This window comes from Cupriavidus pinatubonensis (genome assembly GCF_019602855.1).
In the GTDB taxonomy this organism is placed as follows: domain Bacteria; phylum Pseudomonadota; class Gammaproteobacteria; order Burkholderiales; family Burkholderiaceae; genus Cupriavidus; species Cupriavidus pinatubonensis.
Window position 1 is genome coordinate 3229446 of record NZ_CP080767.1, and the last position, 23562, is coordinate 3253007.

The window sequence follows — 23562 nt, forward strand, 5'->3', positions numbered from 1 at the left end:
TCGGGCCATGTCCCGACGCACTCTTTCCGACCCCGTCCGTCTGCGCGAAGAGATTGCGCAGGCCGCGGCACGCATGATCGCCGAAGACGGCGCCGACTATGCCACCGCCAAGCGCAAGGCCGCGCGCCAGTTGCTTGGCGAGCAGCGCGTGGCCGGCGAATGGCTGCCTGATAACGAGATGATCGAAGCCGAAGTGCGCGCTTATCAGGCACTTTTCCACTCCGATACCCAGCCGCGCATTCTGGCGCTCATGCGGCGTCTCGCCGTCCTGGCGATGGAAGACCTCGCGCCTTTCCGGCCTTACCTGGTAGGCGCCGTACTGAATGGCACCGCGACCGAGCATTCAGACATCTATCTGCAGTGCTTCTGCGACAGCCCCAAGGACGCCACGCTGCATCTGCTCAATGACGGCGTCGACTTCGAGACCAGCGAGACCCGCCACTTCAACGGCCGCGGCGAAGTCGAGACGCTGAGCTTCCTCTGGAAGGGCCAGTGGCCCGATCGCCGCGAAGCGCGCCTGCTCGCCGGCGAAGTGCGCGCGGAGCTCGGCGCGCCGGTCGGGATTCATATTGCTCTGTATGATGCCAACGATGAACGCGGCGCCGTACGCACTGATGCGAGCGGTCGCGTGAACCGGGCCGACCTGCAAGCAGTGCAGGCCCTGCTCGCCGCCAGCGAGGCCGGCGATTCGAACTGAGTCAGGGCGGCCCTGTCACACGTTCACCATCTGCCGTTATCAGCGCTGAATGCCGCCCCCGGACACCGCCGTTCTTACCGAGACTCCATGAACGCTCCCACCCAGAAACCCGTCCGCCGTTCCCGTCTTTGGCTATGGGTCGCCGTCGCCGTGGTGGCCTGCGCCGCTGGTGCGCTGGCCGGCCAATTCGTATTCGCGCCGAAAGCGGCGTCGGACCACGCCGTGGAGACCTTCTTCCAGACACGACTGCCTGACCCAAGCGGCGCCGACATCGATCTGAGCAAGCTGCGAGGCAAGACCGTGGTGATCAATTTCTGGGCGCCTTGGTGCGGACCGTGCGTGGAAGAAATGCCCGAGCTCACCGCGCTGCACGCCGAGTACGCGCCCCGCAAGGTCGAGTTTGTCGGGATCGGCATCGATTCGGCTGCCAATATCCAGCAGTTCGTCAAGAAGGTGCCTGTCGCCTATCCGCTCGCAGTGGCTGGGTTCGCAGGCACGGAGTTGTCGCGCAATTTTGGCAACGCTGCGGGTGGCCTGCCCTACACGGTGGTGATCAATCCCGACGGATCCGTCAAATATCGCAAGATGGGGCGCGTGACTTCCGACGAATTGCGCGCCGTTCTGCCACGTTCGTAGTGGAGCAAGGGGCATAACACGCTTCTTCAGTCAAGTTCGCCGAAACCGTGGTGAACTTGCACTGAAACGCCGCGCATATTGCCGGGGATGCCTTAATGTGGCCTAATCACCCCGCAAGCGCTGATCACGACGTGGAGGCTTGTATCGCCTGCTAGACAAATCCCTCTAAGCTACGGTAATCTCCGCGCAATTTCGTTGAACTGGTCGAGCCGCCGTGACTGCAACCCGCTCCAATCGTCGCTCTGCCCGCTACCGCAAGGTGCTGGTCCTGCATGGGCCGAACCTCAATCTGCTGGGCACGCGCGAGCCGGAGACGTACGGTCACACTACGCTGGCTGATATCGACGCCGCACTGGCACAGCACGCCGCCGACGCCGGTATCGCGTTGTCGTCGTTCCAGTCCAACCACGAAGGCGACCTGGTAGACCGCGTGCATGCCGCACGCACGGAAGGGGTGGACTTCATCGTCATCAACCCGGCCGCCTATACGCATACCAGCGTAGCGCTGCGCGATGCGCTGGCCGGCGTAGCCATTCCGTTTGTCGAAGTGCACCTGTCGAACGTACATCGCCGCGAAAGCTTCCGCCACCATTCCTATTTCTCCGACCTTGCCGTCGGCGTGATCTGCGGACTGGGCTGGCAGGGCTATCTGCTGGCGCTGGACTATGCTCTCGGGCTGGAGCAGCCGCCGCCGAAGGGCTGAGACGCGGCTGAGACGCCCAAGCAGAACGACGTACAAAGACAAAGCAAAGGCTTTACCCGAAAACATGATGCGCGCCGCCTCGCGGCCGCGCCTGCAGCGTGCGCAGCAAGCACGGCGGGCGCGGAGAGCGGGTGGCCGTACCGACGATTTCTTCCGCCGCTGCCCGCGAGGGCATGCCCGGACAACCTGATTCAGGAGGATAGAAGATGGACCTGCGCAAGCTGAAGACGCTGATCGACCTGGTGGCCGAATCCGGCATCTCGGAGCTGGAAGTCACTGAAGGCGACGGCAAGGTTCGTATCGTCAAGCAACCGCCGCAAGTCATCGCCGCGCCGATGGCCATGCCGCAAATGCAGGCGCTGCCGGTCATGCCCGCCGCTGCTCCGGCAGCCAGCGCCCCGGCAGCCGCTGAAGCGGCCGCCCCGCAGCTTCCCGCCGGTCACATCGTGACCTCGCCGATGGTCGGCACCTTCTACCGTGCACCGTCGCCGGGCGCCGCGCCGTTCGTCAACGTCGGGGACTCGGTCAAGGAAGGCCAGACCGTCTGCATCATCGAAGCCATGAAGCTGCTCAACGAGATCGAGTGCGACAAGGCCGGCGTCATCAAGGAAATCCTGGTCGAAAACGGCCAGGCGGTGGAATACGGCCAGCCGCTGTTCGTCATCGGCTAATGCTGCCCGGCATGCCGCGCCGCCCTGCCCCCCGGGCTGCGGCCTGCCGGATGTCGTGGATGTTCGCACGTTGCGAACCGCATCCCTTGCCATGAAGCGGCCCCTGGCCCCGCCAGTTTCCCGGCCGCGCACCCCGCGTGCCGCGGCGGCACCTGGCGGGACCGCTCCCGTTCTCGCAGAGAGAGACCATGTTTGAAAAAATTCTGATCGCGAACCGCGGTGAAATTGCCCTTCGCATCCAGCGCGCCTGCCGCGAGCTGGGCATCAAGACCGTGGTGGTGTACTCGGAAGCCGACAAGGAAGCCAAGTACGTGAAGCTGGCCGACGAAGCCGTGTGTATCGGCCCGGCCCCGTCGCCGCTGTCCTACCTGAACATGCCTGCCATCATTTCGGCCGCCGAAGTGACCGACGCGCAGGCGATCCACCCGGGCTACGGCTTCCTGTCCGAAAACGCCGACTTTGCCGAGCGCGTGGAGAAGTCCGGCTTCGTCTTCATCGGCCCGACCGCCGAGAGCATCCGCCTGATGGGCGACAAGGTCTCGGCCAAGCAGGCCATGATCAAGGCCGGCGTGCCGTGCGTGCCGGGCTCGGAAGGGGCACTGCCTGACGATCCCGCCGAAATCGTCGCGGCGGCGCGCCGCGTGGGCTACCCGGTCATCATCAAGGCTGCCGGCGGTGGTGGCGGCCGCGGCATGCGCGTGGTGCACACCGAGGCCGCGCTGGTCAACGCCGTCAACATGACGCGCGAAGAAGCCGGCCGTGCCTTCGGCAACCCCGAGGTCTACATGGAGAAGTTCCTGGAGAATCCGCGCCACGTGGAGATCCAGATCCTTGCCGACCAGCACAAGCAAGCTATCTGGCTGGGCGAGCGCGACTGCTCGATGCAGCGACGCCACCAGAAGGTGATCGAGGAAGCGCCCGCGCCGCACATTCCGCGCCGCCTGATCGAACGCATCGGCGACCGTTGCGCGGAGGCTTGCCGCAAGATGGGCTACCGTGGCGCCGGCACGTTCGAATTCCTGTACGAGAACAACGAGTTCTACTTCATCGAGATGAACACGCGCGTGCAGGTCGAGCACCCGGTCACCGAAATGATCACGGGCATCGACATCGTGCAGGAACAGATCCGCATCGCATTTGGCGAGAAGCTGCGCTACCGCCAGAAGGATGTGCAGTTCCGTGGCCATGCGATCGAATGCCGCGTGAATGCCGAGGACCCGTTCAAGTTCATTCCGTCCCCGGGCCGCATCACCGCCTGGCACATGCCCGGTGGCCCCGGCGTACGCGTCGACTCGCACGCGTATGATGGTTACTTCGTCCCGCCGAATTATGATTCGATGATCGGCAAGATCATCACCTACGGCGCTACCCGCGAGCAGGCGATTGCCCGCATGCGGATCGCGCTGTCGGAGATGGTGGTGGACGGTATCCAGACCAACGTGCCGCTGCACCGGGAGCTGATGATGGACGCCAACTTCGTCGAAGGCGGCACCAGCATCCACTATCTCGAGCATCGCCTCGCGCAGCGCGAGAAAGCCTGACGCGGCGACTGCCGCACCTGCTGTACAAGAGGAAGCCCGTGGCCTTTCAGGAATGTGTGATCGAAGTGGCGCAGGACCAGGCCGAAGCCTGGTCTGACGCCCTGTTCGACCTTGGCGCGTTGTCGGTGTCGGTGGAAGATGCCGATGCCGACACGCCGGACGAGCAGCCGCTGTTCGGCGAGCCCGGGCTCGAGCCGACCAAGCTCGCGTGGAACCGCTCGCGCGTCGTGGCGCTGTTCGGCGATGATACCGATCCGGCGCTCGCCGTCGCGGCCGCGTCGAATGCGCTCGGCATCGATCCGGTGCCGGCGTATGCGCTGCGCGAGGTCGAGGACCAGGACTGGGTGCGTCTCACGCAATCGCAGTTCGAGCCGATCCGCATCGGCGAGCGCATCTGGGTCGTGCCGTCGTGGCATGACGCGCCGGAGCCCGACGCCGTGGTGCTGGAACTCGATCCGGGCCTGGCCTTCGGCACTGGCAGCCATCCGACCACGCGCCTGTGCATGCAGTGGCTCGAGCAGAACCTGAAGGCCGGCGAAACCGTGCTCGACTACGGCTGCGGCTCCGGCATTCTCGCTATCGTTGCGAAGAAGCTCGGTGCGGGCGATACACTCGGCATCGACATCGATCCGAATGCCGTGGAAGCGTCGCGCTACAACGCCGAGCGCAACCAGGTCCAGGCCGACTTTGCCTTGCCCGAGTCGGTCTCGGAAGCGACCTACGATCTCGTCGTCGCCAATATCCTCTCCAACCCGCTCAAGCTGATGGCGGCCATGCTCAGCGCACGCGTGCGCGCCGGCGGACGCCTGATCCTGTCCGGCGTGCTCGAGCGCCAGGCCGAGGAAGTGGCCGCGGCCTACGCCCCTTGGCTGCCGCTGACTGTGTGGCGCAGCGAGGAAGGCTGGGTCTGCCTGCACGGCACGCGTCCCTGAGGTGCGCCGATGGCCGCCGCCAAGCTTGTCACGCGCTGCCCGGCCTGCCGCACCGCCTTTCGGCTCGTGGCCGATCAGTTGCGGCTGCGCCAGGGGCTCGTGCGTTGCGGACACTGCGAAACCGTCTTCGATGCGCGCGAGCACCTGATCGAAGTGCCGGCGCCGGCGACCTCAGCCGCCGCGCCGTCGCCGCACCGGCAGCCTGAACCTTCGCCACCCGCGAGCGCACCTGTCAACACCGAGTTCGAAGCCACGCCGGCGTCATCCGCCGCCGTGTTCGATCCCGGCTACGACCCCGGGTACGACGTGCCCGCGCTCGATTCGCCGACCATGATGATGGCTCCCGCCGAGGACGAAGAAGAAGCGCCCTTCGACGTGGAAGACGATGCCGTGCGAGACCCGGCGCCATCGTGGGAGCCCGAACGCACCCCGCACGCCGTTGCACAGCCTGCGCTGCAGGAAGCGCTACCTGAAGCACCTGTCGAGATCCATGGCGGGCATGCGGAAGAGACTGCGGGCGAAGACACCGAATTGCAGCCCACGCAACCCGAAGCTGCGGAAGCTGCGCAAGCGACGGAGGCTTCCGCAGCGGAGCCTGAGTCCGAACCTCACAACGAATCTCAACTTGAACGCGAGTCCGTTGAAGCGGAGCAGCCGGAAGTCGGGCCCGTCGCGGCCGCCAACGGCCTGCATTATGCCGAGCAGGATGCACCGCACGAAGCGCCGGAATCCGCAGCCATCGTGACCCCTCACGCGGCTTGGCCAACGCTCGATCGCTCCGCGTTTGAAGATGAGGAGCCCGCTCCGGCTGCGCCGGACGTGGTGCAAGCTGGAGCACAGGAAGATGCGGCCGATGAGCCGGCCAGCGAGCCGCGTGCCGGGTCGCCCGCCGACCCCGTGCTACGCAGTGCGAGCGAGTTTTTGCGCGCGCAGTCCAGCGACAGCACCGAAGTGCCTGCCCTGGCTGACGCCGCGCCAACAACGTACGAAGCTGGCCACGAGACGCGCCGTGGATACGGAAGCGACGGACACGAAGGCCACGACGCTGACCACGAATCCGCGCACGCGTCCGGACACGAAGCCGGACCGGATTACGGCCGCAATCTCGGCCCCACCTATGGGCCGAGCCCTGGCGAGGCCTTCAGTGCCACCGCCGGCGCCATCGCGCGCGAGAATGCCACGCGGCGCTGGGCTCGCGAGGAGCCGCAAATGGGCCCCGCGTTCGCGCCTGACTTCCTGCGCCAGGCCCGCGAACGCGAACGCGCGCGCGAGGTTGCTGCGACACCGTCGACGCCACGCTCTCGCTATGGCTGGCATATCGCCGCGGGCGTGCTGGCCCTGGGCGTGGTCATGCAAGGGCTGTACCTGATGCGTGGGCAGCTTGCGGGCCACTTCCCGGCGCTACGTCCTGTGCTCGAAGCCGCCTGCGCGCCGCTCGGCTGCGACGTGCCGCCCTGGCGCGACATCGACGCGCTGCGCATCGATACTTCGCAGTTGCAGAAGCAGGAAGAAGGCAGCGATGCCTATCTTCTTGCCGTCACGCTACGCAACCAGGGCCGTGCTACGACGGCCTTGCCCGCGATCGAGCTGGTCATGACCGACCTGCAGGACCAGTTGCTGCTGCGCCGTGTGCTGGAACCCTCCGAGTACCTGGAACCCGCGCAAAAGACCTTTGCCACACATGGCCTTCGTGCGGGCATGGAACTGCCGGTTCGGGTACGATTCCGGACTCAGCAGGCGGCGGCCAACTACCGCGTGCTGATTTTCTATCCATAAGGTCTGTTCACGCACACGACGCACACGCGTTTCACAGGTGAACGCCTCCTGGAATCCGCAGGCTTGCCGCCGAAGACCGAATCGAGTCCGGCTGCAAGCTGCGCCCCCCCCCGAAGATCCTGAACAGGAAGGAGCAGAGATGAGCAACGTGACCCTCGGCGGCAACGCTATCGAAGTGGCAGGCAAGTTCCCGCAACCTGGCGACAAGGCCGCCGATTTCAAGCTGGTCGGCAAGGACCTGAAGGACGTGACGCTGGCCGACTTCGCCGGCAAGCGCAAAGTGCTCAATATCGTACCGAGCCTGGATACCCCGGTGTGCCAGGCGTCGACGCGCAAGTTCAACGAGGCCGCCAGCGGCGTGGCCAACACTGTCGTGCTGACCATCTCGGCCGACCTGCCGTTCGCCATGGGCCGGTTCTGCAGCGCTGAAGGCCTGGACAACGTGGTGCCGCTGTCGACCATGCGCGGCGCCGAGTTCAAGGGCAACTACGGCGTGGACATCAAGTCCGGCCCGCTGGCCGGCGTGACCGCGCGTGCCGTGGTGGTGCTCGACGAAAACAACGTCGTCAAGTACAGCCAGCTGGTGCCCGAGATCAAGACCGAACCCGACTACGACGCCGCGCTGGCCGCACTGAAGTAAGCTGCCCCGGCAATCCGCACCGGCCGCCTGCATTCCCGGGGCGGCCGCTTCTGTTTTCCGAACCCCCCGGGCTGTATGCGTGCAAGCAGCCCGACCATCCCAAGTACCTGGAGAGAGCATGGCCAGCCTGATCTGCGGCTCCGTCGCCTACGACACCATCATGACGTTCGACGGACGCTTCCGCGAACACATCCTGCCGGACCAGATCCACATGCTGAACGTCTCGTTCCTGGTGCCCGGCATGCGGCGCGAGTACGGCGGCTGCGCCGGCAACATCGCGTTCACGCTCAAGATGCTCGGTGGCGAGCCCGTGGTCATGGCCACTGTAGGCGCCGACGCCGAACCGTACCTGCAATACCTGCGCGGGCAGAACATCGACACCACGCATATCCGCGTGCTGCCCGATACCTTCACGGCGCAGGCGATGATCACCACCGACCTGGACAACAACCAGATCACCGCGTTCCACCCGGGCGCGATGAGCCAGTCGCAGCTCTCCAACGTGAAGGATGCGCTCGGCGGCAGCCAGCCGCCGAAGCTCGGCATCGTCGCGCCGGACAGCCGCGAGGGCATGCTGCACCACGCACGCCAGTTCGCCGAGACCGGTATCCCGTTCATCTTTGATCTTGGACAGGCCATGCCGCTGTTCAACGGCGAAGACCTGCGGGAGTTCGTTGAACTCGCCAGCTACGTGACAGTCAATGACTACGAAGCGCAGGTCCTGCTGTCTCGCACGGCCTGGACCAGCGCCGAGGTTGCCGCCAAGGTTCGTGCCTTCATCGTCACGCACGGCGAGCGCGGCGCCAGCATCTTTGCCGATGGTCAGCAGTACGCGATCCCTGCCGTTCCGGCCGAGCGCATCGTGGACCCGACCGGCTGTGGCGACGCCTTCCGAGGTGGCCTGCTGTTCGGCATCGAAAACGGGTTAGACTGGGAAACCACTGGCCGCCTGGCATCGCTGATGGGATCAATCAAGATCGCACAGCAGGGTCCGCAGAACCACTGGCTGCCGCTCGACGAGATCGGCAACCGTTTCCAGTCTGCATTCGGTTACCGCTACGCCTGACCTGCAGCGGGGCGTGGCACATTGACGGGAATGAACATGAACAACAAGCTCCGAACCGGAGTCGTCACCATGCTTGCCGTGACCGCGCTGGTCAGCGGCTGCGCCACGGAATCCAACTCCAACAGCGTCTACTCGACCGGGCAGGCGCAGCGCGAGCAGACGGTCCGCTACGGCGTCGTCGAAGGCGTGCGCGACGTGATGATCCAGGGCAGCCAGACCGGTGCCGGCACGCTCGCCGGCGGGGCGATCGGCGGCGTGGCCGCAGGCAGCCTGATCGGCAGCGGCAACGGCTCCGTGGCGGCCGGCCTCCTTGGCGCGGTACTCGGCGGCATTGCCGGCAGCGCGACCGAAAACAAGGTCAACCAGCGGCGCGGACTCGAGATCACCGTGCGGCTCGAAAACGGCGAGATGCGCGCGATCACGCAGGAAGCCGACGAGCTGTTCCGACCAGGCGACCGCGTCCGGCTGCTGTCCTCGGGTGGCGTCACGCGGGTCACGCACTGATCGTTCCACGTCCCGGGTTTTGGTGAAGGCGCCGTATCCGCGAGGATGCGGCGTTTTTCTTTTGTGATCGCCCCCAGCGCAACCTCAGGCGGTGAACTGGCAAGGCGTCTCTGCTCGGGGAACCCCAAAAGAAAAACCCGCCGGGCAGCAGCCATCGGCGGGTGGGCAAGACTAGTGTCTTGCAGGCCGGATACGGCGTATCCGGCCACTATGGCACGCTATACGTGCCCGGGTGACCCCTTGCGGAAGTCGTAGTCCCCACTCTGTCGAGCGAAGACTTACGGACGGTTGCCCGTCGGGAACGGCCATGCGGCGGCCGGGTTCAGCGCGGTCTTGGCAGTGGAAGCAGGAGCAACGGCGGGCGCAGCGGCAGGGGCTGCCGCAGGGGCAGCCTTGGCCTTCTTCGCAGCCGGCTTCTTGGCGCCAGCCTTCTTCGCAGCAGGCTTGCCAGCGGACTTCTTCGCAGCAGCCTTCTTGGCCGGTGCAGCCTTCTTGGCAGCGGCCTTCTTGGCCGGTGCTGCCTTCTTGGCGGCGACCTTCTTGACTGCAGCCTTCTTGGCCGGTGCTGCCTTCTTGGCGGCGACCTTCTTCACTGCGGCCTTCTTGGCCGGTGCTGCCTTCTTGGCGGCGACCTTCTTCACTGCGGCCTTCTTGGCCGGCGCTGCCTTCTTGGCTGCAACCTTCTTCACTGCGGCCTTCTTGGCCGGTGCTGCCTTCTTGGCGGCTACCTTCTTGGTTGCGGCCTTCTTGGCGGCCGGTGCTGCCTTCTTGGCGGCTACCTTCTTCACAGCGGCTTTCTTGGCCGGTGCAGCCTTCTTGGCTGCCGGCTTGGCGGCCTTCTTAGCCGCCGGCTTCTTCTTCGCAGTCGTTGCCATGGATAACTCCTTCACTAGAGAGTGAATATCGAATGACCAAAGTTGGCGACCCGACCGACCCGAGGCGCAGCGTACTGCCGCTACCCCAGTCGAGCGAGCGATTCATCGGCGCACGGCTTTACCTCCGCCGCACGCTAATGAATTCGGTAGCAGGGCCGTCGCCGATAGCGACGCACTGGCGGCAAGGCGGGCCCGCAAGCGGGCTCCGGGCACTTGCCGCGCCCCGGAATATTCGATCGGCCCACGCCGCCCGTCGAGTCGGCGTGCAGCCAGCAATGAGGAGATATCGGACGGCTTGCCTGCGGTGCGGGCATGGCCTCGCGCACGGCAGACGGCATTCATCTTGAGGTAGCTGACCCATCCCGTCTCTGGGCCAAAGGAGACTGCACGCGTTTTAAGAAGCCGGTTCGGCTTGGTCTGCGTCAAAGTTCTCGTGCTCCTCAGCTACCTGCATCACTGTGTCACTGCATCGAAGCGCGCATCGCGCTCATCGTTCGATCTTGCTTCCTGCTTCGCTGCAATGAAGTGGGACTCTTGTCAAGGCGAATCATAATTCGTTTGCACGATGATGTTAAGAAAAAAGTGCAAAAAAACTTGCGTGCGCACGCATGTCGATCTAGTTCATGTGCGCCGCCTCGCGAAGACATCGCCGACACCATCGCGCGACGACGTCCGCATGCATCAACACACGACCTGTTCGACGATGCGAACACGCGCCACGACACGCGCGAATGCACGCTCTCCAACACCGCCGGACAGTCGCCTCGCGTCACGCGCGTCGGCATCGCAAAGACGGCTCGGCACGGCGCACGATCACGCGCAACGAACCTCACTCCGACTGGAAACCCGCATGAACAAAGGCTTTCCGGCAGGCGAAGCAAGACTGCGGCAAGCGTGTTCCGTTGCAGGCTCGGGCGACATGCGATCAGGCACCACGCCATCGCGACAGTCGCGCCACTACCAGTTCCGACACGCAACGCACGCGATGATTCACTCGCCGCGATGACGCGCGCGATGGTCCACCGCATCGATGCCCGCGACGACGCGAGACAGTGATGCGTCAGCGCAACGATTTGCATCGGCGCAACAACTTGGCAGCGTTCGAAGCGTTGCGATCCGGCAAAGCTTTTGCAATGAACGCGCGTTGCGATGCCCGAAGGCAACGACCGGCTTGCATGTCCGCACGCGTCGACCGATGCCGTGTCCCCCGCGTTCGTCTGACAGCGGGACGCCGACAAGGCGTGCGATGCAGCCGCTTAGAGGAATGCTTCGGCACCTCGCACGACGCGCTTTGCTGCGATACAGAATTCCCGCAAACGGCGCGCGCATGCGGCTTTCGGAGAAGTGCGCGGCGGCATGCCCGTCGTTCGCCCGCCAGCGTGCCGATTGCCGAGCGTCTACCGCGCCAGTAGATTGGCGTGCATGCCTGACACCGCCGGACTGTGCGACACGCCACGCTGCACGGCTGCCGGCATCGCGCACAACAGCCACCACTACCCGAGAGGAGACTTCATGCACATTCATCCCCACGCCACCACCGCGCGCACGCTGCTGCGCGCCGGCATGTTCGCCGCCGCCATGGTCGCAAGCGCCGCGGCGCTCGCGCAGGCGACACCCGGCGGCAGTTGGAAGACCATTGACGACTCCACCGGCAAGCCGCGCGGACTGGTTGAGATCACCGAGAAGAACGGCGTCTACAGCGGCCGCCTGGTGAAGACATTCGTCGAGGGCGACGGCAAGCCCAAGGTATGCGAGAAGTGTACGGACGCGCGCAAAGACCAGCCCATCATCGGCATGACGATCCTGTCGGGCTTGCGCAAGACCGGCGACAACGAATGGAGCGGCGGCGAGATCCTCGACCCCGAGAACGGCAAGGTCTACAAGAGCAAGATGTCGCTGTCCGATGACGGCAACAAGCTCAACGTGCGCGGCTTCATCGGCATCAGCCTGCTGGGCCGCACGCAGACCTGGGAGCGCGAGCGCTGATCGTGCGAGTGGGTAGTCACGCATCACGGAGCGCTGTGCGGGCATCGCCGGCGACATGAGGCACCCCATGGCGAACCGCACCACGCACCGCATGACGCACCGCATGACGCACCTTAAGCGAACTGACAGCGAGTCCGGGTAACATCGTCCGGCATCCGCACTGCACGGAGTCGTCGTCGCGCTGCGGACCGATCCAACAAGTCGAGTCGGAGACAACCATGCGACAGATCCCCGCCAGCCGAGCGCTGGTCCTTGCCTTGCCATCCGTTGCCGCGGCCGCCGCGGTGACCGCGATGACTTTTGCAGTCCTGCCCTCGCAAGTCCATGCCGCCGATGCGTGGCCAAATCACGTCATCAAGTTCGTCGTGCCGTTCACGGCGGGCGGTGCCAATGACCTGGTGGCGCGTGCCGCGGCCGATGCAGTCAGCAAGCGCCTGGGCCAGGCTGTCGTGATCGAGAACCGTCCCGGCGCGGGCGGTGTGGTCGGTGCCGACTATGTGGCCAAGAGCAAACCCGATGGCTACACGTTCCTCGTCGGCGCGGTCGGCACCGTGACCAACAGCCTGATCCGTACGAAGATGCCGTACGCGCCTGACGACCTCGTGCCGGTGTCGCTGATTGCGGTGAGCCCGTCGGTGATCGTGGCACCGCCATCGCTGCCGGTGAACAACCTGAAGGAGCTGATCGACTACTCGAAGAAGCAAGGCGGCGGCGTGAACTTCGCCACGGCGGGCAGTGGCAGCACGCCTCACTTCGTCGAAGAGATGCTCAAGGAGAAAGGCGCCGCGCTGACGCCGGTGCCATACAAGAGCGGATCGGAAAGCATCACCGCGGTGATGGGCGGACAGGTTGCCGCGACATCCGAAGCGAGCGTGGTGGTGCTGCCGCATATCAAGGCGGGCAAGCTCAAGGCGCTCGGCGCAACGTGGGACAAACGCATGAGCGCCGCGCCGAACATCCCCACCACGGCCGAACAGGGCATGCCTGAAGTCCGCATCGGACACTGGGCCGGCATCTTCGCGCCCAAGGGAACCGATCCCGCCATCCTGAAGAAGCTGAACACCGAAATGACCGCGGCAATGCAGACGCAGGAAACGCGCGAACGGCTATTGCCCAATGGCATCGAGCCGGCCGGCGGATCGCAGGAGAGCTTCGTCGCGTTCATCAAATCCGAGCGTGAACGCCTGGGACGGATCGCAAAGAACGCAAAGATGAGCGCCGACTGAGAAATATTTTCAAACTGACTTCGCGGTCATTTTTCTGAATGTATTAGAACGGCCCTTCTTTCGACGGGCCGTTTTCTTTCATGGCGCCGCGCTGGCAAAACGCATGGGCGTTCGCTGGCGATCGATTATGGCGCTTTGTCCACTATTCTCGGCTGTTTTGTCTCATATTAGATACATCATAGACGGCCATACCTTGTCTGTGTCCTATCAGCAACGTGAATTGCAACGCAAATCATTCGCATTTATATTCTGCGAGCCCAAATCATTGCCCCCTTTGACCGCATTTCCGATTGCAGTGGATTCGCGCCGGCGGCCGCGCTATATGTGCCCGTAGCGGGGGAACAAAAACACCTGAGCCATGAACCGCCGCTTCCAACGCACCCCCCTTGCCACCGCGCTGATCGCCCTGTCCGCCGTCCCCGCTGCAACCCTCGCCCAGCAGGCCCCGGCCACAGCTCCGACGCAACAGGCGGCAGCCGCCACAACGTTGAAGGAGGTCGTGGTCTCGGGCGCGGCATCGCGCGACGACTTCAACGCCGGCAAGACCTCCCTCAGCAAGCTGCCTGAAGACCTCCACGATGTGCCTCAATCGGTCACCATCGTGAACAAGGCGTTGATGGAGTCGCAGGGCGTGAATTCGCTCGCCGACGCGCTGCGCAATGTGCCGGGCATCACCATCGGGGGCGCCGAAGGCGGCCAGATCGGCAACAACATCAACCTGAACGGCTTCTCGGCGCGTACCGACATCTACCTGGACGGCTTCCGCGACCGCGGCCAGTACTACCGCGACACGTTCGCGCTGGACCAGGTGGAAGTGCTGATGGGCCCGTCGTCGATGTTGTTCGGCCGCGGCTCCACGGGCGGCGTGATCAACCAGGTCACCAAGAAGCCGCAGCTGAAGGCCGCCACCGAAGTGACGGGCTCGGTGACCACGAACGGGCTGGTGCGCGCGACCGCGGACTACAACACGCCGACGGGCGAGACCTCGGCGTTCCGCATCTCGGCCATGGGCCAGGACGGCCGGCCGACCACGCGCGACGAAATGACGGTGCAGGACTTCGGCATTGCGCCGTCGTGGCGCCTGGGTATCGGCACCCCCACCGAAATCACCCTGTCGGCGCTGCTGCAGCACAACCACGACATGCCGGACTATGGCTTCTCGAACATCAACGGCCACCCGACCAGCGTCGACCGCAATACGTTCTACGGCTTCACCGACGATCGCACCAACCAGGACATCGCCGCGCTGAACGCCAGCATCTCGCACAAGTTCTCGCCGAACCTGCGCCTGCGCAACCAGACGCAGTTCAACTATGTGGAAACCGATGCGCGGGAAACCGCGCCGAACTCGGTCGGCTCGGTCAGCGCGCGAGGCTTCACGCCGCTGACCACCAGCGCCCTGCCGCTGGACCAGCTGTTTGTGCGCCTGCAGAGCCACGACCGCAAGATCCGCGACTATTCCATCTACAACCAGACGGAACTGACCGCTAACTTCGACACCGGCTCCATCAAGCACACGCTGCTGGTCGGCGCCGAAATTGGCCATGACGGCTACAACAACCAGAACTATTACCGCAACGGCAGCTGCAATGGCCAGCCGCTGGTCAGCGGCACGACCGCCGCGACCGTCGGTTACGTTGCCTGCGAGCCGGTAGTCAACCCGGCGTACACCGCCTCGCCCGCCAATGCGCCTGCCAGCACCGGAAACCTGCAAGGAGGTTCGGCGAACACGATTGCCGCCTACCTGAACGATTCGATCGAGCTCACCAAGCAATGGAAGGCCGTGGCTGGCCTGCGCTATGACCGCTACATCGCGAGCGTCAGCAACTCGATCAATTCGTCCAACGACGCCGGCGCACCGTATTTCAGTACCGCACTGGCGAGCGCCGACCAGACCGTCAACTTCACCAGCGTGCGCCTCGGTGGCATCTGGCAGCCGACTGAAGCCCAGTCCTACTATGTGTCGTACGGCACTTCGTTCAATCCGTCGCTGGAGCAACTGGTCGGCACCGTGGGCCAGCAGAGCCTGGATCCGGAAAAGAACAAGTCGTATGAAGTCGGCGGCAAGTGGGACGTGATGGGCGGCGACCTGTCGCTGACCTCCGCGCTGTTCCAGATCACCAAGGACAATGCCCGCAGCCAGATCGACGCCACGACCTATGCGTTGTCCGGCAAGATCCGGGTAAAGGGCTTCCGCGCAGGCGCCACCGGGCATATCACCAGCAAGTGGCAGGTGTTTGCCGGCTATACGTACCTCGACGGCGAGATCATCAACGGCATCGCCGCGAGCACCACCGGCAAGGTACCGACAAACACGCCGAAGCACACCGCCACGGCCTGGACCAGCTATCGCTTCCTGCCGAACTGGGAAGTCGGCGGCGGCGCTTTCTATATGTCGGAGCGCTTTGCCAACAACACCAACACGGTCCAGGTGGGCAGCTTCGTGCGCTGGGACGGCATGATCGCCTACCATCAGCCCAAATATGATGTGCGCCTGAACCTGTTCAACATCTTCGACAAGATGTATTACGATGCGCTGATCCAGTCGGACGGCGGACGCTCGGTGCCGGGCACGGGCCGCACCGCCATGCTGTCGTTTACGTATCGCATGTAAGCAGGAAAGGAAAGCCTGATGCTGGTCGTCATCCCCCAGGTCCTCAACGCCGAACAGGTCGGCGCCGTACGCGAACGGCTCGAACATGCGGGCGAGGCCTGGGTCGATGGCCGGGTCACGGCTGGCTACTCGGGCGCGCCGGTCAAGTTCAACCAGCAGATCGACGAACGCTCCGACGTGGCGCTCGAGTGCCAGCGGCTGATTCTTGGCATGCTCGAGCGCAACCCGCGATTCATCAGCGCTGCGCTGCCGAATATCGTCTACCCGCCGATGTTCAACCGCTACAGCGAGGGCATGACGTTCGGCGCCCATGTGGACGGCAGCGTACGCATCCATCCGCATGACGGGCGCAAGCTGCGCACCGACATCTCCGCCACGCTGTTCCTGTCGCCACACGGCAGTTACGACGGCGGCGAGCTGCAGGTGCAGGACACCTACGGCATGCACTCGGTCAAGCTCGACGCCGGCGACATGGTCGTCTACCCCGCCACCAGCCTGCACCAGGTCACGCCGATTACGCGCGGCACGCGCGTGGCCAGCTTCTTCTGGATCCAGAGCCTGATACGCGACGACACGCAGCGCTCGCTGCTGTTTGACATGGACAACGCCATCCAGCGGCTGAACCAGACCGGTGCGGACGAGGAAGCGCGCCGCACGCTGGTGGGCTGCTATCACAACCTGCTGCGGCAGTGGAGCGAGACGTAAGCCGAAAGTCTGGTCACGGAAGCGAAAAAAGGGCCGGGCGGTGAATCACCGCCCGGCCCTTTTTGCTGACCGCCGACTCGCTTACATCCGATAGCGAATCGTCGCCATCACGCTGCGGGGCGCACCCGGCATGTTCAGGTTCGGGTTAGTGCCATGCGCCGAAACGATGTAGCTCTTGTCGAACAGGTTGTACAGGTTCAGCTGGGCTTCAAACGCGCCATGGCGGTACCACGCCATCATGTCGGCCGTCACGTAGCCGGGCAGCGTGACGGTGTTGAGCGGATCGGCGTAGCGCGCGCCTACGAGGTTCAGGCCGGCGCCCACGCCAAAGCCATACCCAAGGCTCTTCGTCAGCCAGACATTGCCTGAATGCTTTGGCGTGATCGTTGCGCGCTTGCCCTGCAGCGCGGCGGTCGACTTGGTCACTTCGGCGTCCAGGTAGGCGTAGCCCGCCAGGAAGCGCCAGCCGCTGCCCAGTTCCGCGGCACCCGAGATCTCCACGCCGTCGGTACGCTGTTCGCCGATCGGGATCAGCGCCGTATTGGTGGCATTGGCCACCTTGATATTGGTGCGCTCGAGGCGGAAGACCGAGACCGTGGCGCTGGCCTTGCCATCGAGGAAGTCATACTTGGCGCCCACTTCGGTGTTGTTGGTGGTTTCCGGGGCGAGCTGCGTATTGTTGGCCGCCAGCGCGAAGGCCTCGCCGGACGGCTGGAACGACTTGCTCCACGACACGTAGTACGACTGCGCCTTCGACGGCTGCCACACCAGGCCCGCGCGCGGGCTCCAGGCATTGTCCGTGCGCGAAAGGTTCTGCAGCCCGGCAATGTTCTGCAGCGTTTGCTGCTCGAAGTGGTCGTAGCGCAAGCCCACCAGCGCCTTCCATTGCTCGCTGAACGTGACCATGTCCTGCGTATAGAACGCCAGGGTATTGAACACGCCCAGGTTGTTGGTGGTCGGCGTGCCCGGGGCCACGCGCGCCAGCGTCGGCAGCACCGGGTTGAACAGGTCGAAGCTGCCCGGCACAGGCTTGGTGTTGTTGACCTGGTTCTTGTTCTGCTGGCCGATTTCCATGCCGTACAGCAATTCATGCTGCATGCCGAAGACGCTGGCCTTCTGCGTCAGGTCGGTCTGGTTGAACCAGCCATGCTCTTCGCGGCCGACATTGCCGTGGTTCATCGTGAAGGTCTGCGCCGCCTCGTTGACCGCGCTGGTCAGCGTGTTGTTCCGGTCCAGCGAATAGTGGTAATAGCGCGTCGCATTGCGGATCGACCAGCTGTCGTTGAAGCGGTGGTTGATCGTGGCCGTGCCCGAGTACACACGCGACTGCGAGTAATCAGCATCGCGCGCATTGGCCGCGCCGTAGTAGCGCGATGCCGGCACGTCGACCGGCCGGCCCTTGTACGCAGGGATGCCGAAGTCGGTGACGCGACGATCCTCTAGATAGTCGGCCTGCAACAGCACCGTGGTCTCGGGCGCGATGCGCAGTTCGAGCGACGGCGCAATGGCCTTGCGATCGAGAAACTGCTGCGAGCGATAGCTGTTGGCCTTTTCCACGGCGCCCGTCACACGGAACGCAGCCGCGCCGTCGGCGAACACGCGGCCGACGTCGGCTTCCGCGCGTCGGTCGGCCCACATGCCGTAGCTCAGCGCGAAGTCGGTCACGTCGACGCCCGGCTTCTTGGTCACGCGGTTGATCAGGCCGCCCGAGGAGCCGCGGCCATAGAGCACAGCCGCCGGCCCCTTGATGACTTCGACGCGGTCCACGTTGGACAGGTCGCGGAAGTACAGCGCGTCGTCACGGATGCCGTCGACAAACTGGTCGGCAATCGCCGTGAAGCCGCGGATCGACACCTGGTCCCGCTGGCCGTCGCCAGTGGAGAACGACACCCCCGGCACGTTCTTCAGGGCGTCCTGCATGGAGTTGGCATGCTGGTCGCGCATGACATCGGCCGTGACCACGTTGACCGTCTGCGGCACGTCACGCAGCGGCGCCTCGGTCTTGGTCGCGCTGACGGTTTTGGACGGGTTGTAGCCAGTGCCAAGGTCCTGGCTGGCATCGGCCCTCACCGTGACCTCCGGAAGGCTTTGCTGGGACGGCGCGGCGACGCCGGCCTCCTGTGCGAGGGCGATGCCCGCGAGCATGGGCTGGCAGGCGAATACCGTCAGAACGGCACGGTGGACCGGATGCAGTTTAAGGCTCATTTCCCTGTAATTTTTTGTAATGCTTTCGATAAAATGCGAAGCATTATCATTTACAAGGAGCGGAGGCGTCAAATATGGGGATAAATGTCCTCTTTGGTATTCCTGGTAAGGCGCTCTCTACATCACAATCAGAGCCTGGCTCGGAGCTTGTCATCCAAATTGTTCTGCCAACGCATCGCGCGCTGCGGCGATGAAATCCGGTTCACCGCGCTTGGCTGGTAACAGGAAGAACTCCGCTTCCGGCAAGGCCGGCAGGCCAAGCCTGCGCTGGCTGGCGGCATCGAGAGGCGCCACGCCCGGGCCGATCGCCGACGCATTCAGGCACGAGAGGCCCAGCCCTGCAGCCAGAGCGAGATGAAGCCCCGCCACGCCCGAGGCCGAGTGCGCGATCTCGAACGCCCTGCGCTTGCGCACCAGCAGCTTCACGACAAACTGGTGCAGCGAGCACGAGTCAGGCAGCAACACCAGCGGCAGCGTCTCCGGCAAGGTGCCCGCCTCGCCCTGCGCCGTCACCCATGACAGCGACTCGCGACGCAGCAGGGTCCCGCGTCGCGCTGCCGCCTGGCCGCGCGTGCCGACGATACGCATGCTCAGTCCGATATCGAATGCGTCCATGTCAGCGCTCGCGTCGATCACGGCGCTTTTCATCACCGTGACGTGCAGGCGCAGCAGCGGATGGCGTTCGCGCAGGCGGCGCAGCATGCCGGCGATCTCCGCAGGCCGGAAATAGTCGGTCACCGCGAGCCGCAACTCCCCTTCCAGCACGCGGCCGCGCAGTTCCTGCAGCGCCATGTCGCTGAGCGCCAGGATGCGCCGCGCATGTTCCAGCAGGCGCGTCCCGGCAGGCGTCGGCACCGCGCCTTTGCGGCCGCGTGTGAGCAGCGGCACGCCGGCGCGCTCCTCGAGCTTGCGCAATTGCTCGCTGACCGAGGACTGCGACAGAAACAGCCGGGGCGCCGCCGCGGACAGGCTGCCGCTGTCGGCCACTGTGACGAAGGTGCGCAAGTGGTCCGTATCGAATCCGCGCATGGCGATCCTCCGTTGATTTCGATGATTCGGATAAACCGATGGTTCATATCGGAATTTCCTGCTTTTCCGATATTACACCGCCACCTACCATGACATCACCAACCCAACGAAACAGGAGCCAGCCATGCCCCACATCAACCTGCAGATCTCCGGCCAGCCCGACGCCGCCCTCACCCGCCGCAGCGCCGCCGCGGTGTCCGAAATCACGCAACGCGTGCTCGGCAAGAAGCCCGATGTCATCGCCATCGCGGTCCAGTACGTGCCGCGCGAGCAGTGGATCATTGGCGGCGAGGCGCTGTCTGATACCGGGCGCAATGCGTTCCATCTCGATATCAGCGTGACCGACGAGACGAATACCAAGGCGGAGAAGGCGGCCTACCTGAAGGCCGTGTTCGAGGCGCTGTCGGAGTTGATCGGCAACGTGCATCCGGTTTCGTATATCCACGTGATCGATGCGCGCGCGGCGGCGTACGGGTATGGCGGGCTGACGCAGGAGTATCGGCATCAGCATGGGTGAGCCAGTGCGCCGCCGGCGTATGGGCTGACCGGACATTTCCACGCTTAATCCAGGCCCGGCGTTCTTGTAGATTGGTAGCTTGTTAACTAGTCAGTGCGCGCATGCCAACGCGCTACGAGGATAGCCACCATGAAACATGTCACCCTGCCTGATGGCGAGCGCATACCCGCGCTTGGCATGGGAACGTGGAATATGGGCGAGAACCGCGCCGCGCGTGTCGAGGAAATCGCCACGCTGCGGCTGGGCCTGGACCTGGGCCTGCGCCTGATCGACACCGCCGAGATGTACGGCGAAGGCCAGTCCGAGGAGATGATCGGCGAAGCCATTGCCGGGCGCCGCGACAAGGTCTTCCTGGTCAGCAAGGTCTACCCGCACAACGCCAGCAAGCGCGGCACCGTGGCTGCGTGCGAGCGCAGCCTGCGGCGGCTTGGCACCGATCGTCTCGATCTGTACCTGCTGCACTGGCGCGGCGGCATTGCATTCGAGGAAACGGTGGAAGCGCTGCAGAAGCTGCAGCGTGACGGCAAGATCCGCCGCTATGGCGTGAGCAACCTGGACCTGTCCGATATGGAGGAACTGTGGGATGTCCCCGGTGGCGACCAGGTGGCGGTCAACCAGCTGCTCTACAACCTCACGCGGCGCGGCATTGAATGGGATCTGCTGCCGTGGCTGCGCGAGCGCCGCGTGCCGGTGATGGCCTACTCCCCGATCGAGCAGGCGCGGCTGGTGCGGCATCCGAAGCTCGTGCGCTTCGCGCAAGACAGCGGCATGACGCCGGCGCAGGTGGCGCTGGCGTGGCTACTTGCGCACGACGACATCATTGCGATTCCGAAGACCGGCCATCGCGAGCGCCTGCGCGAAAACCTGGGCGCGCTACAGCATCCGCTCACGCCGGAACAGCTGCAGGAACTCGACCGCCTGTTCCCGCCGCCGACTGGGCCAGGGGCGCTTGAAATGCTCTAGCGCCGGCGCGGCTTACTTGTTGTGCGCAACGTAGCGCTCGCGCTCGACATAGCGCGTCAGGTAGCTGCGCGCCTTCTCGCGGGTATCCGTCGTCACGCGGTCCGCCGCCTGGCGCGCGCCGGACTTGCCGTGCGACGACACCATTTGGCCATCCAGGTACGAACCGAACGCATCGTGCATGGCCTTCAGCTCGCCGTTGCAGGCGGCCAGTGCCGAGGACACCACCTCCTTCGTCTGGGCTTTGCCCGCGATGCCGTCGTCGGCACGGTGCTGCACGCAATCCATGTAGCGGGCGCGCAACGCTTGCCAGCCATTGTCGGCACTTGCATCGGCGTTGGCAGCGGCACTCGCATCAGGCGCCGATGGCTGCGACCCGCAGGCGCCTAGCAGCACCGCGACCAGCAGGATGGAGAGTTTGGGGGCTTGGAGGATCGTCTTCATGCGTCGGGACTGTACCGCAGCATGTCCGCCTTTGCCGGGCGAAAGTCGACCACACATCACAACATTAACAAATGGAAACGACTTCGACGTGTTGCATACGGTCCACCATTGGCCCAAAGGCGGTCGCGCACTATGCTTAAAAGTACACAAACAAGCAGAAGGAGATCCTATGAAGCGCCGCTCATTCCTCCAAACCAGTGCCGGCCTCGTGCTCGGCGGCTTGTCGCTGGCTGCCTGCACCACCACGGGGCCCGATGCGCCAAGCGACAAGGCCGCGCGGCGGCGCGAACTGGACTCCGGCGTGGATGCCACGCTCAGCAAACTGTACGGCAGCGTCAATGGCTCGCGTGACCTGGCCAACAAGGCGCGCGGCATCCTGGTCTTCCCGAAGACGCTCACGGCGGGCTTCGTGGTCGGCGGCGAGTATGGTGACGGCGCGCTGCGCTCGGGCGGTGCCACGCGCGGCTATTACCGCCTGATTGCAGGCTCGGTAGGCTGGCAGATCGGCGCGCAGTCCAAGTCCGTCATCCTGATGTTCCTGACGCAGGAGGCCTACGACAAGTTCGTGCGCAGCAACGGCTGGACCGCCGGCGTGGATGCCACCGTGGCACTGGCTACGGTCGGTGCCAACGGCGTGCTGGACACCAACACCGCGCAGAGCCCGATCGTCGGCTTCGTCATGACCAACGCGGGCCTGATGGCCGGGCTGAGCCTCGAAGGCAGCAAGATCACCAAGCTCGACCTGTAGCACCAACCACATCAACCGGCCGCCGTGTCGACCGCTTTTTCCGGCGGCGCGGCGCGACCGGATAGAATTCGTCCCTTTGGCCGAATTCCTCCCATGTGGTTCAAGAACCTGCAGCTCCACCGTTTTTCCGCTCCATGGTCGCCCAGCGCCGACGAAGTCGAAGCCAGCCTGGCCAAACATGCCTTTTTCCCCGGCACCAGCCTTGAAATGCAGACGCAGGGCTGGGCTTCGCCACGCGACAACGGCCAGCTGGTGCACGCCGTGGGCCGCCAGATGTTGCTGACGCTGCGCACCGAAAAGAAGCTGCTGCCCGCCACCGTGGTCAACCAGGTCACCAAGGCACGCGCGGCCGAGGTCGAGGAGCAGCAAGGCTACAAGCCGGGCCGCAAGCAGCTGCGCGAACTGAAGGAGCAGGTCACCGAAGAACTGCTGCCACGCGCGTTCAGCATCCGCCGCGACACGCGCGTGTGGATCGACCCGGACAATGGCTGGCTCGCCATCGACGCCGCCAGCACAGCCAAGGCCGACGAAGTACGCGGCATGCTGTTCAAGGCACTGGACGCGCTGCCGCTCGCGAATCTGCACGTGAACCAGTCGCCCGTCGCTGCGATGACGGACTGGCTGTCGACCGACGTCGCTCCCGCCGGCTTCACCGTCGACCAGGAAATCGAGCTGCAGTCGGGCAGCGAGAGCAAGGCCACCGTCCGCTACGTCCGCCATCCGCTCGACGCCGAAGACCTGCGCCGCCATATTTCCGGCGGCAAGCGCTGCACGCGCCTGGCCATGACCTGGAACGACCGCGTGTCGTTCGTGCTGACCGATTCGCTGGCGATCAAGCGCGTAGCACCGCTCGATGTGATCAAAGAACAGGCCGACGGCACGGTCAGCGACGAAGACGAGCGTTTCGACGCGGATTTCACGCTGATGGCCGGAGAACTGGCCGGCATGCTCGGCGACCTGACCGAAGCGCTTGGCGGAGAACGCAAGGCCTGAGGCCTGCCTGCCCCACCGATCTGAAAACTTTCGACGGCCGCTCCACGCGGCCGTTTTATGTTTAGCCTTGAAGTTGCCCCACACGCCCTTTTCC

The 23562-nt window shown here is 64.7% G+C and carries 22 protein-coding genes; 18 read left to right on the forward strand and 4 right to left on the reverse strand.

Annotation, left to right across the window (positions count from 1 at the left end; all coding sequences use genetic code 11):
* Positions 1–7 precede the first annotated feature (7 nt).
* The 10 genes from K2O51_RS27655 to K2O51_RS27700 all read left to right on the forward strand — a co-directional run bounded on the left by K2O51_RS27655 (position 8) and on the right by K2O51_RS27700 (position 9166).
* Positions 8–697: a hypothetical protein gene (locus K2O51_RS27655; protein ID WP_011299008.1), complete on the forward strand. Its 690-nt coding sequence runs from the start codon at positions 8–10 to the stop codon at positions 695–697.
* Positions 698–784: 87 nt separating this feature from the next.
* Positions 785–1333, forward strand: coding sequence for a TlpA family protein disulfide reductase (locus K2O51_RS27660; protein WP_011299009.1), 549 nt, complete (start codon positions 785–787; stop codon positions 1331–1333).
* A 214-nt stretch (positions 1334–1547) separates the two neighbouring features.
* Complete coding sequence (gene aroQ, locus K2O51_RS27665) at positions 1548–2036, forward strand: type II 3-dehydroquinate dehydratase (protein WP_220631031.1); 489 nt, start codon at positions 1548–1550, stop codon at positions 2034–2036.
* A 206-nt stretch (positions 2037–2242) separates the two neighbouring features.
* Entirely contained in the window at positions 2243–2707 is a 465-nt protein-coding gene (gene accB, locus K2O51_RS27670; RefSeq protein ID WP_011299011.1) for an acetyl-CoA carboxylase biotin carboxyl carrier protein, read from the forward strand.
* Between the two features lie 188 nt (positions 2708–2895).
* Complete coding sequence (gene accC, locus K2O51_RS27675; protein WP_011299012.1) at positions 2896–4248, forward strand: acetyl-CoA carboxylase biotin carboxylase subunit; 1353 nt, start codon at positions 2896–2898, stop codon at positions 4246–4248.
* A gap of 38 nt (positions 4249–4286) precedes the next feature.
* Positions 4287–5180: a 50S ribosomal protein L11 methyltransferase gene (prmA, locus tag K2O51_RS27680; protein WP_220631032.1), complete on the forward strand. Its 894-nt coding sequence runs from the start codon at positions 4287–4289 to the stop codon at positions 5178–5180.
* Positions 5181–5189: 9 nt separating this feature from the next.
* A complete protein-coding gene (locus tag K2O51_RS27685; RefSeq protein ID WP_220631033.1) occupies positions 5190–6956 on the forward strand; it encodes a zinc-ribbon and DUF3426 domain-containing protein in 1767 nt (588 codons plus the stop codon).
* 139 nt (positions 6957–7095) lie between these two features.
* Positions 7096–7596, forward strand: a complete 501-nt coding sequence (tpx, locus tag K2O51_RS27690) for a thiol peroxidase (RefSeq protein WP_220631034.1) — start codon at positions 7096–7098, stop codon at positions 7594–7596.
* Between the two features lie 118 nt (positions 7597–7714).
* On the forward strand, positions 7715–8662 hold the full coding sequence (locus K2O51_RS27695; protein WP_011299016.1) for a carbohydrate kinase family protein: 948 nt from the start codon (positions 7715–7717) through the stop codon (positions 8660–8662).
* A 36-nt stretch (positions 8663–8698) separates the two neighbouring features.
* A complete protein-coding gene (locus K2O51_RS27700) occupies positions 8699–9166 on the forward strand; it encodes an outer membrane lipoprotein (protein ID WP_140952121.1) in 468 nt (155 codons plus the stop codon).
* A 278-nt stretch (positions 9167–9444) separates the two neighbouring features.
* Here K2O51_RS27700 and K2O51_RS27705 read toward each other — a convergent pair whose 3' ends face one another.
* On the reverse strand, positions 9445–10041 hold the full coding sequence (locus K2O51_RS27705) for a histone H1-like DNA-binding protein (protein WP_011299018.1): 597 nt from the start codon (positions 10039–10041) through the stop codon (positions 9445–9447).
* A gap of 1512 nt (positions 10042–11553) precedes the next feature.
* Between K2O51_RS27705 and K2O51_RS27710 the strand changes: the two genes are divergently transcribed.
* The 4 genes from K2O51_RS27710 (at position 11554) to K2O51_RS27725 (ending at position 16572) form a co-directional block, all read left to right on the forward strand.
* Positions 11554–12027, forward strand: a complete 474-nt coding sequence (locus K2O51_RS27710; protein WP_011299020.1) for a DUF2147 domain-containing protein — start codon at positions 11554–11556, stop codon at positions 12025–12027.
* Positions 12028–12245: 218 nt separating this feature from the next.
* Complete coding sequence (locus tag K2O51_RS27715) at positions 12246–13253, forward strand: Bug family tripartite tricarboxylate transporter substrate binding protein (protein ID WP_011299021.1); 1008 nt, start codon at positions 12246–12248, stop codon at positions 13251–13253.
* A gap of 358 nt (positions 13254–13611) precedes the next feature.
* Positions 13612–15867 carry a TonB-dependent receptor gene (locus K2O51_RS27720; RefSeq protein WP_220631035.1) on the forward strand — a complete coding sequence of 752 codons (2256 nt, stop codon included), beginning with the start codon at positions 13612–13614 and terminating at the stop codon, positions 15865–15867.
* A gap of 18 nt (positions 15868–15885) precedes the next feature.
* Complete coding sequence (locus K2O51_RS27725; protein ID WP_220631036.1) at positions 15886–16572, forward strand: Fe2+-dependent dioxygenase; 687 nt, start codon at positions 15886–15888, stop codon at positions 16570–16572.
* 81 nt (positions 16573–16653) lie between these two features.
* Here K2O51_RS27725 and K2O51_RS27730 read toward each other — a convergent pair whose 3' ends face one another.
* Both K2O51_RS27730 and K2O51_RS27735 read right to left on the reverse strand, forming a co-directional pair.
* Entirely contained in the window at positions 16654–18777 is a 2124-nt protein-coding gene (locus K2O51_RS27730; RefSeq protein WP_220631037.1) for a TonB-dependent receptor, read from the reverse strand.
* 150 nt (positions 18778–18927) lie between these two features.
* On the reverse strand, positions 18928–19806 hold the full coding sequence (locus K2O51_RS27735) for a LysR family transcriptional regulator (RefSeq protein ID WP_220631038.1): 879 nt from the start codon (positions 19804–19806) through the stop codon (positions 18928–18930).
* 124 nt (positions 19807–19930) lie between these two features.
* On the opposite strand from K2O51_RS27735, the gene K2O51_RS27740 reads away from it, so the two are divergent.
* On the forward strand, positions 19931–20323 hold the full coding sequence (locus K2O51_RS27740; RefSeq protein ID WP_011299026.1) for a tautomerase family protein: 393 nt from the start codon (positions 19931–19933) through the stop codon (positions 20321–20323).
* 129 nt (positions 20324–20452) lie between these two features.
* A complete protein-coding gene (locus tag K2O51_RS27745) occupies positions 20453–21286 on the forward strand; it encodes an aldo/keto reductase (protein ID WP_140952105.1) in 834 nt (277 codons plus the stop codon).
* Positions 21287–21298: 12 nt separating this feature from the next.
* Here K2O51_RS27745 and K2O51_RS27750 read toward each other — a convergent pair whose 3' ends face one another.
* On the reverse strand, positions 21299–21727 hold the full coding sequence (locus K2O51_RS27750) for a hypothetical protein (RefSeq protein ID WP_140952102.1): 429 nt from the start codon (positions 21725–21727) through the stop codon (positions 21299–21301).
* Positions 21728–21896: 169 nt separating this feature from the next.
* Here K2O51_RS27750 and K2O51_RS27755 point away from each other — a divergent pair, with 169 nt between their 5' ends.
* Both K2O51_RS27755 and K2O51_RS27760 read left to right on the forward strand, forming a co-directional pair.
* Positions 21897–22475, forward strand: a complete 579-nt coding sequence (locus K2O51_RS27755) for a BPSL1445 family SYLF domain-containing lipoprotein (RefSeq protein ID WP_011299028.1) — start codon at positions 21897–21899, stop codon at positions 22473–22475.
* Between the two features lie 93 nt (positions 22476–22568).
* On the forward strand, positions 22569–23468 hold the full coding sequence (locus tag K2O51_RS27760; RefSeq protein ID WP_011299029.1) for a recombination-associated protein RdgC: 900 nt from the start codon (positions 22569–22571) through the stop codon (positions 23466–23468).
* Positions 23469–23562 lie beyond the last annotated feature (94 nt).

Coding starts and splice junctions, on each gene's coding strand:
- K2O51_RS27655 (WP_011299008.1), top strand. CDS start 8: ATGTCCCGACGCACTCTTTCCGACCCCGTCCGTCTGCGCGAAGAGATT.
- K2O51_RS27660 (WP_011299009.1), top strand. CDS start 785: ATGAACGCTCCCACCCAGAAACCCGTCCGCCGTTCCCGTCTTTGGCTA.
- accB (WP_011299011.1), top strand. CDS start 2,243: ATGGACCTGCGCAAGCTGAAGACGCTGATCGACCTGGTGGCCGAATCC.
- accC (WP_011299012.1), top strand. CDS start 2,896: ATGTTTGAAAAAATTCTGATCGCGAACCGCGGTGAAATTGCCCTTCGC.
- K2O51_RS27685 (WP_220631033.1), top strand. CDS start 5,190: ATGGCCGCCGCCAAGCTTGTCACGCGCTGCCCGGCCTGCCGCACCGCC.
- tpx (WP_220631034.1), top strand. CDS start 7,096: ATGAGCAACGTGACCCTCGGCGGCAACGCTATCGAAGTGGCAGGCAAG.
- K2O51_RS27695 (WP_011299016.1), top strand. CDS start 7,715: ATGGCCAGCCTGATCTGCGGCTCCGTCGCCTACGACACCATCATGACG.
- K2O51_RS27700 (WP_140952121.1), top strand. CDS start 8,699: ATGAACAACAAGCTCCGAACCGGAGTCGTCACCATGCTTGCCGTGACC.
- K2O51_RS27705 (WP_011299018.1), bottom strand. CDS start 10,041: ATGGCAACGACTGCGAAGAAGAAGCCGGCGGCTAAGAAGGCCGCCAAG.
- K2O51_RS27710 (WP_011299020.1), top strand. CDS start 11,554: ATGCACATTCATCCCCACGCCACCACCGCGCGCACGCTGCTGCGCGCC.
- K2O51_RS27715 (WP_011299021.1), top strand. CDS start 12,246: ATGCGACAGATCCCCGCCAGCCGAGCGCTGGTCCTTGCCTTGCCATCC.
- K2O51_RS27720 (WP_220631035.1), top strand. CDS start 13,612: ATGAACCGCCGCTTCCAACGCACCCCCCTTGCCACCGCGCTGATCGCC.
- K2O51_RS27725 (WP_220631036.1), top strand. CDS start 15,886: ATGCTGGTCGTCATCCCCCAGGTCCTCAACGCCGAACAGGTCGGCGCC.
- K2O51_RS27730 (WP_220631037.1), bottom strand. CDS start 18,777: ATGAGCCTTAAACTGCATCCGGTCCACCGTGCCGTTCTGACGGTATTC.
- K2O51_RS27735 (WP_220631038.1), bottom strand. CDS start 19,806: ATGCGCGGATTCGATACGGACCACTTGCGCACCTTCGTCACAGTGGCC.
- K2O51_RS27740 (WP_011299026.1), top strand. CDS start 19,931: ATGCCCCACATCAACCTGCAGATCTCCGGCCAGCCCGACGCCGCCCTC.
- K2O51_RS27745 (WP_140952105.1), top strand. CDS start 20,453: ATGAAACATGTCACCCTGCCTGATGGCGAGCGCATACCCGCGCTTGGC.
- K2O51_RS27750 (WP_140952102.1), bottom strand. CDS start 21,727: ATGAAGACGATCCTCCAAGCCCCCAAACTCTCCATCCTGCTGGTCGCG.
- K2O51_RS27755 (WP_011299028.1), top strand. CDS start 21,897: ATGAAGCGCCGCTCATTCCTCCAAACCAGTGCCGGCCTCGTGCTCGGC.
- K2O51_RS27760 (WP_011299029.1), top strand. CDS start 22,569: ATGTGGTTCAAGAACCTGCAGCTCCACCGTTTTTCCGCTCCATGGTCG.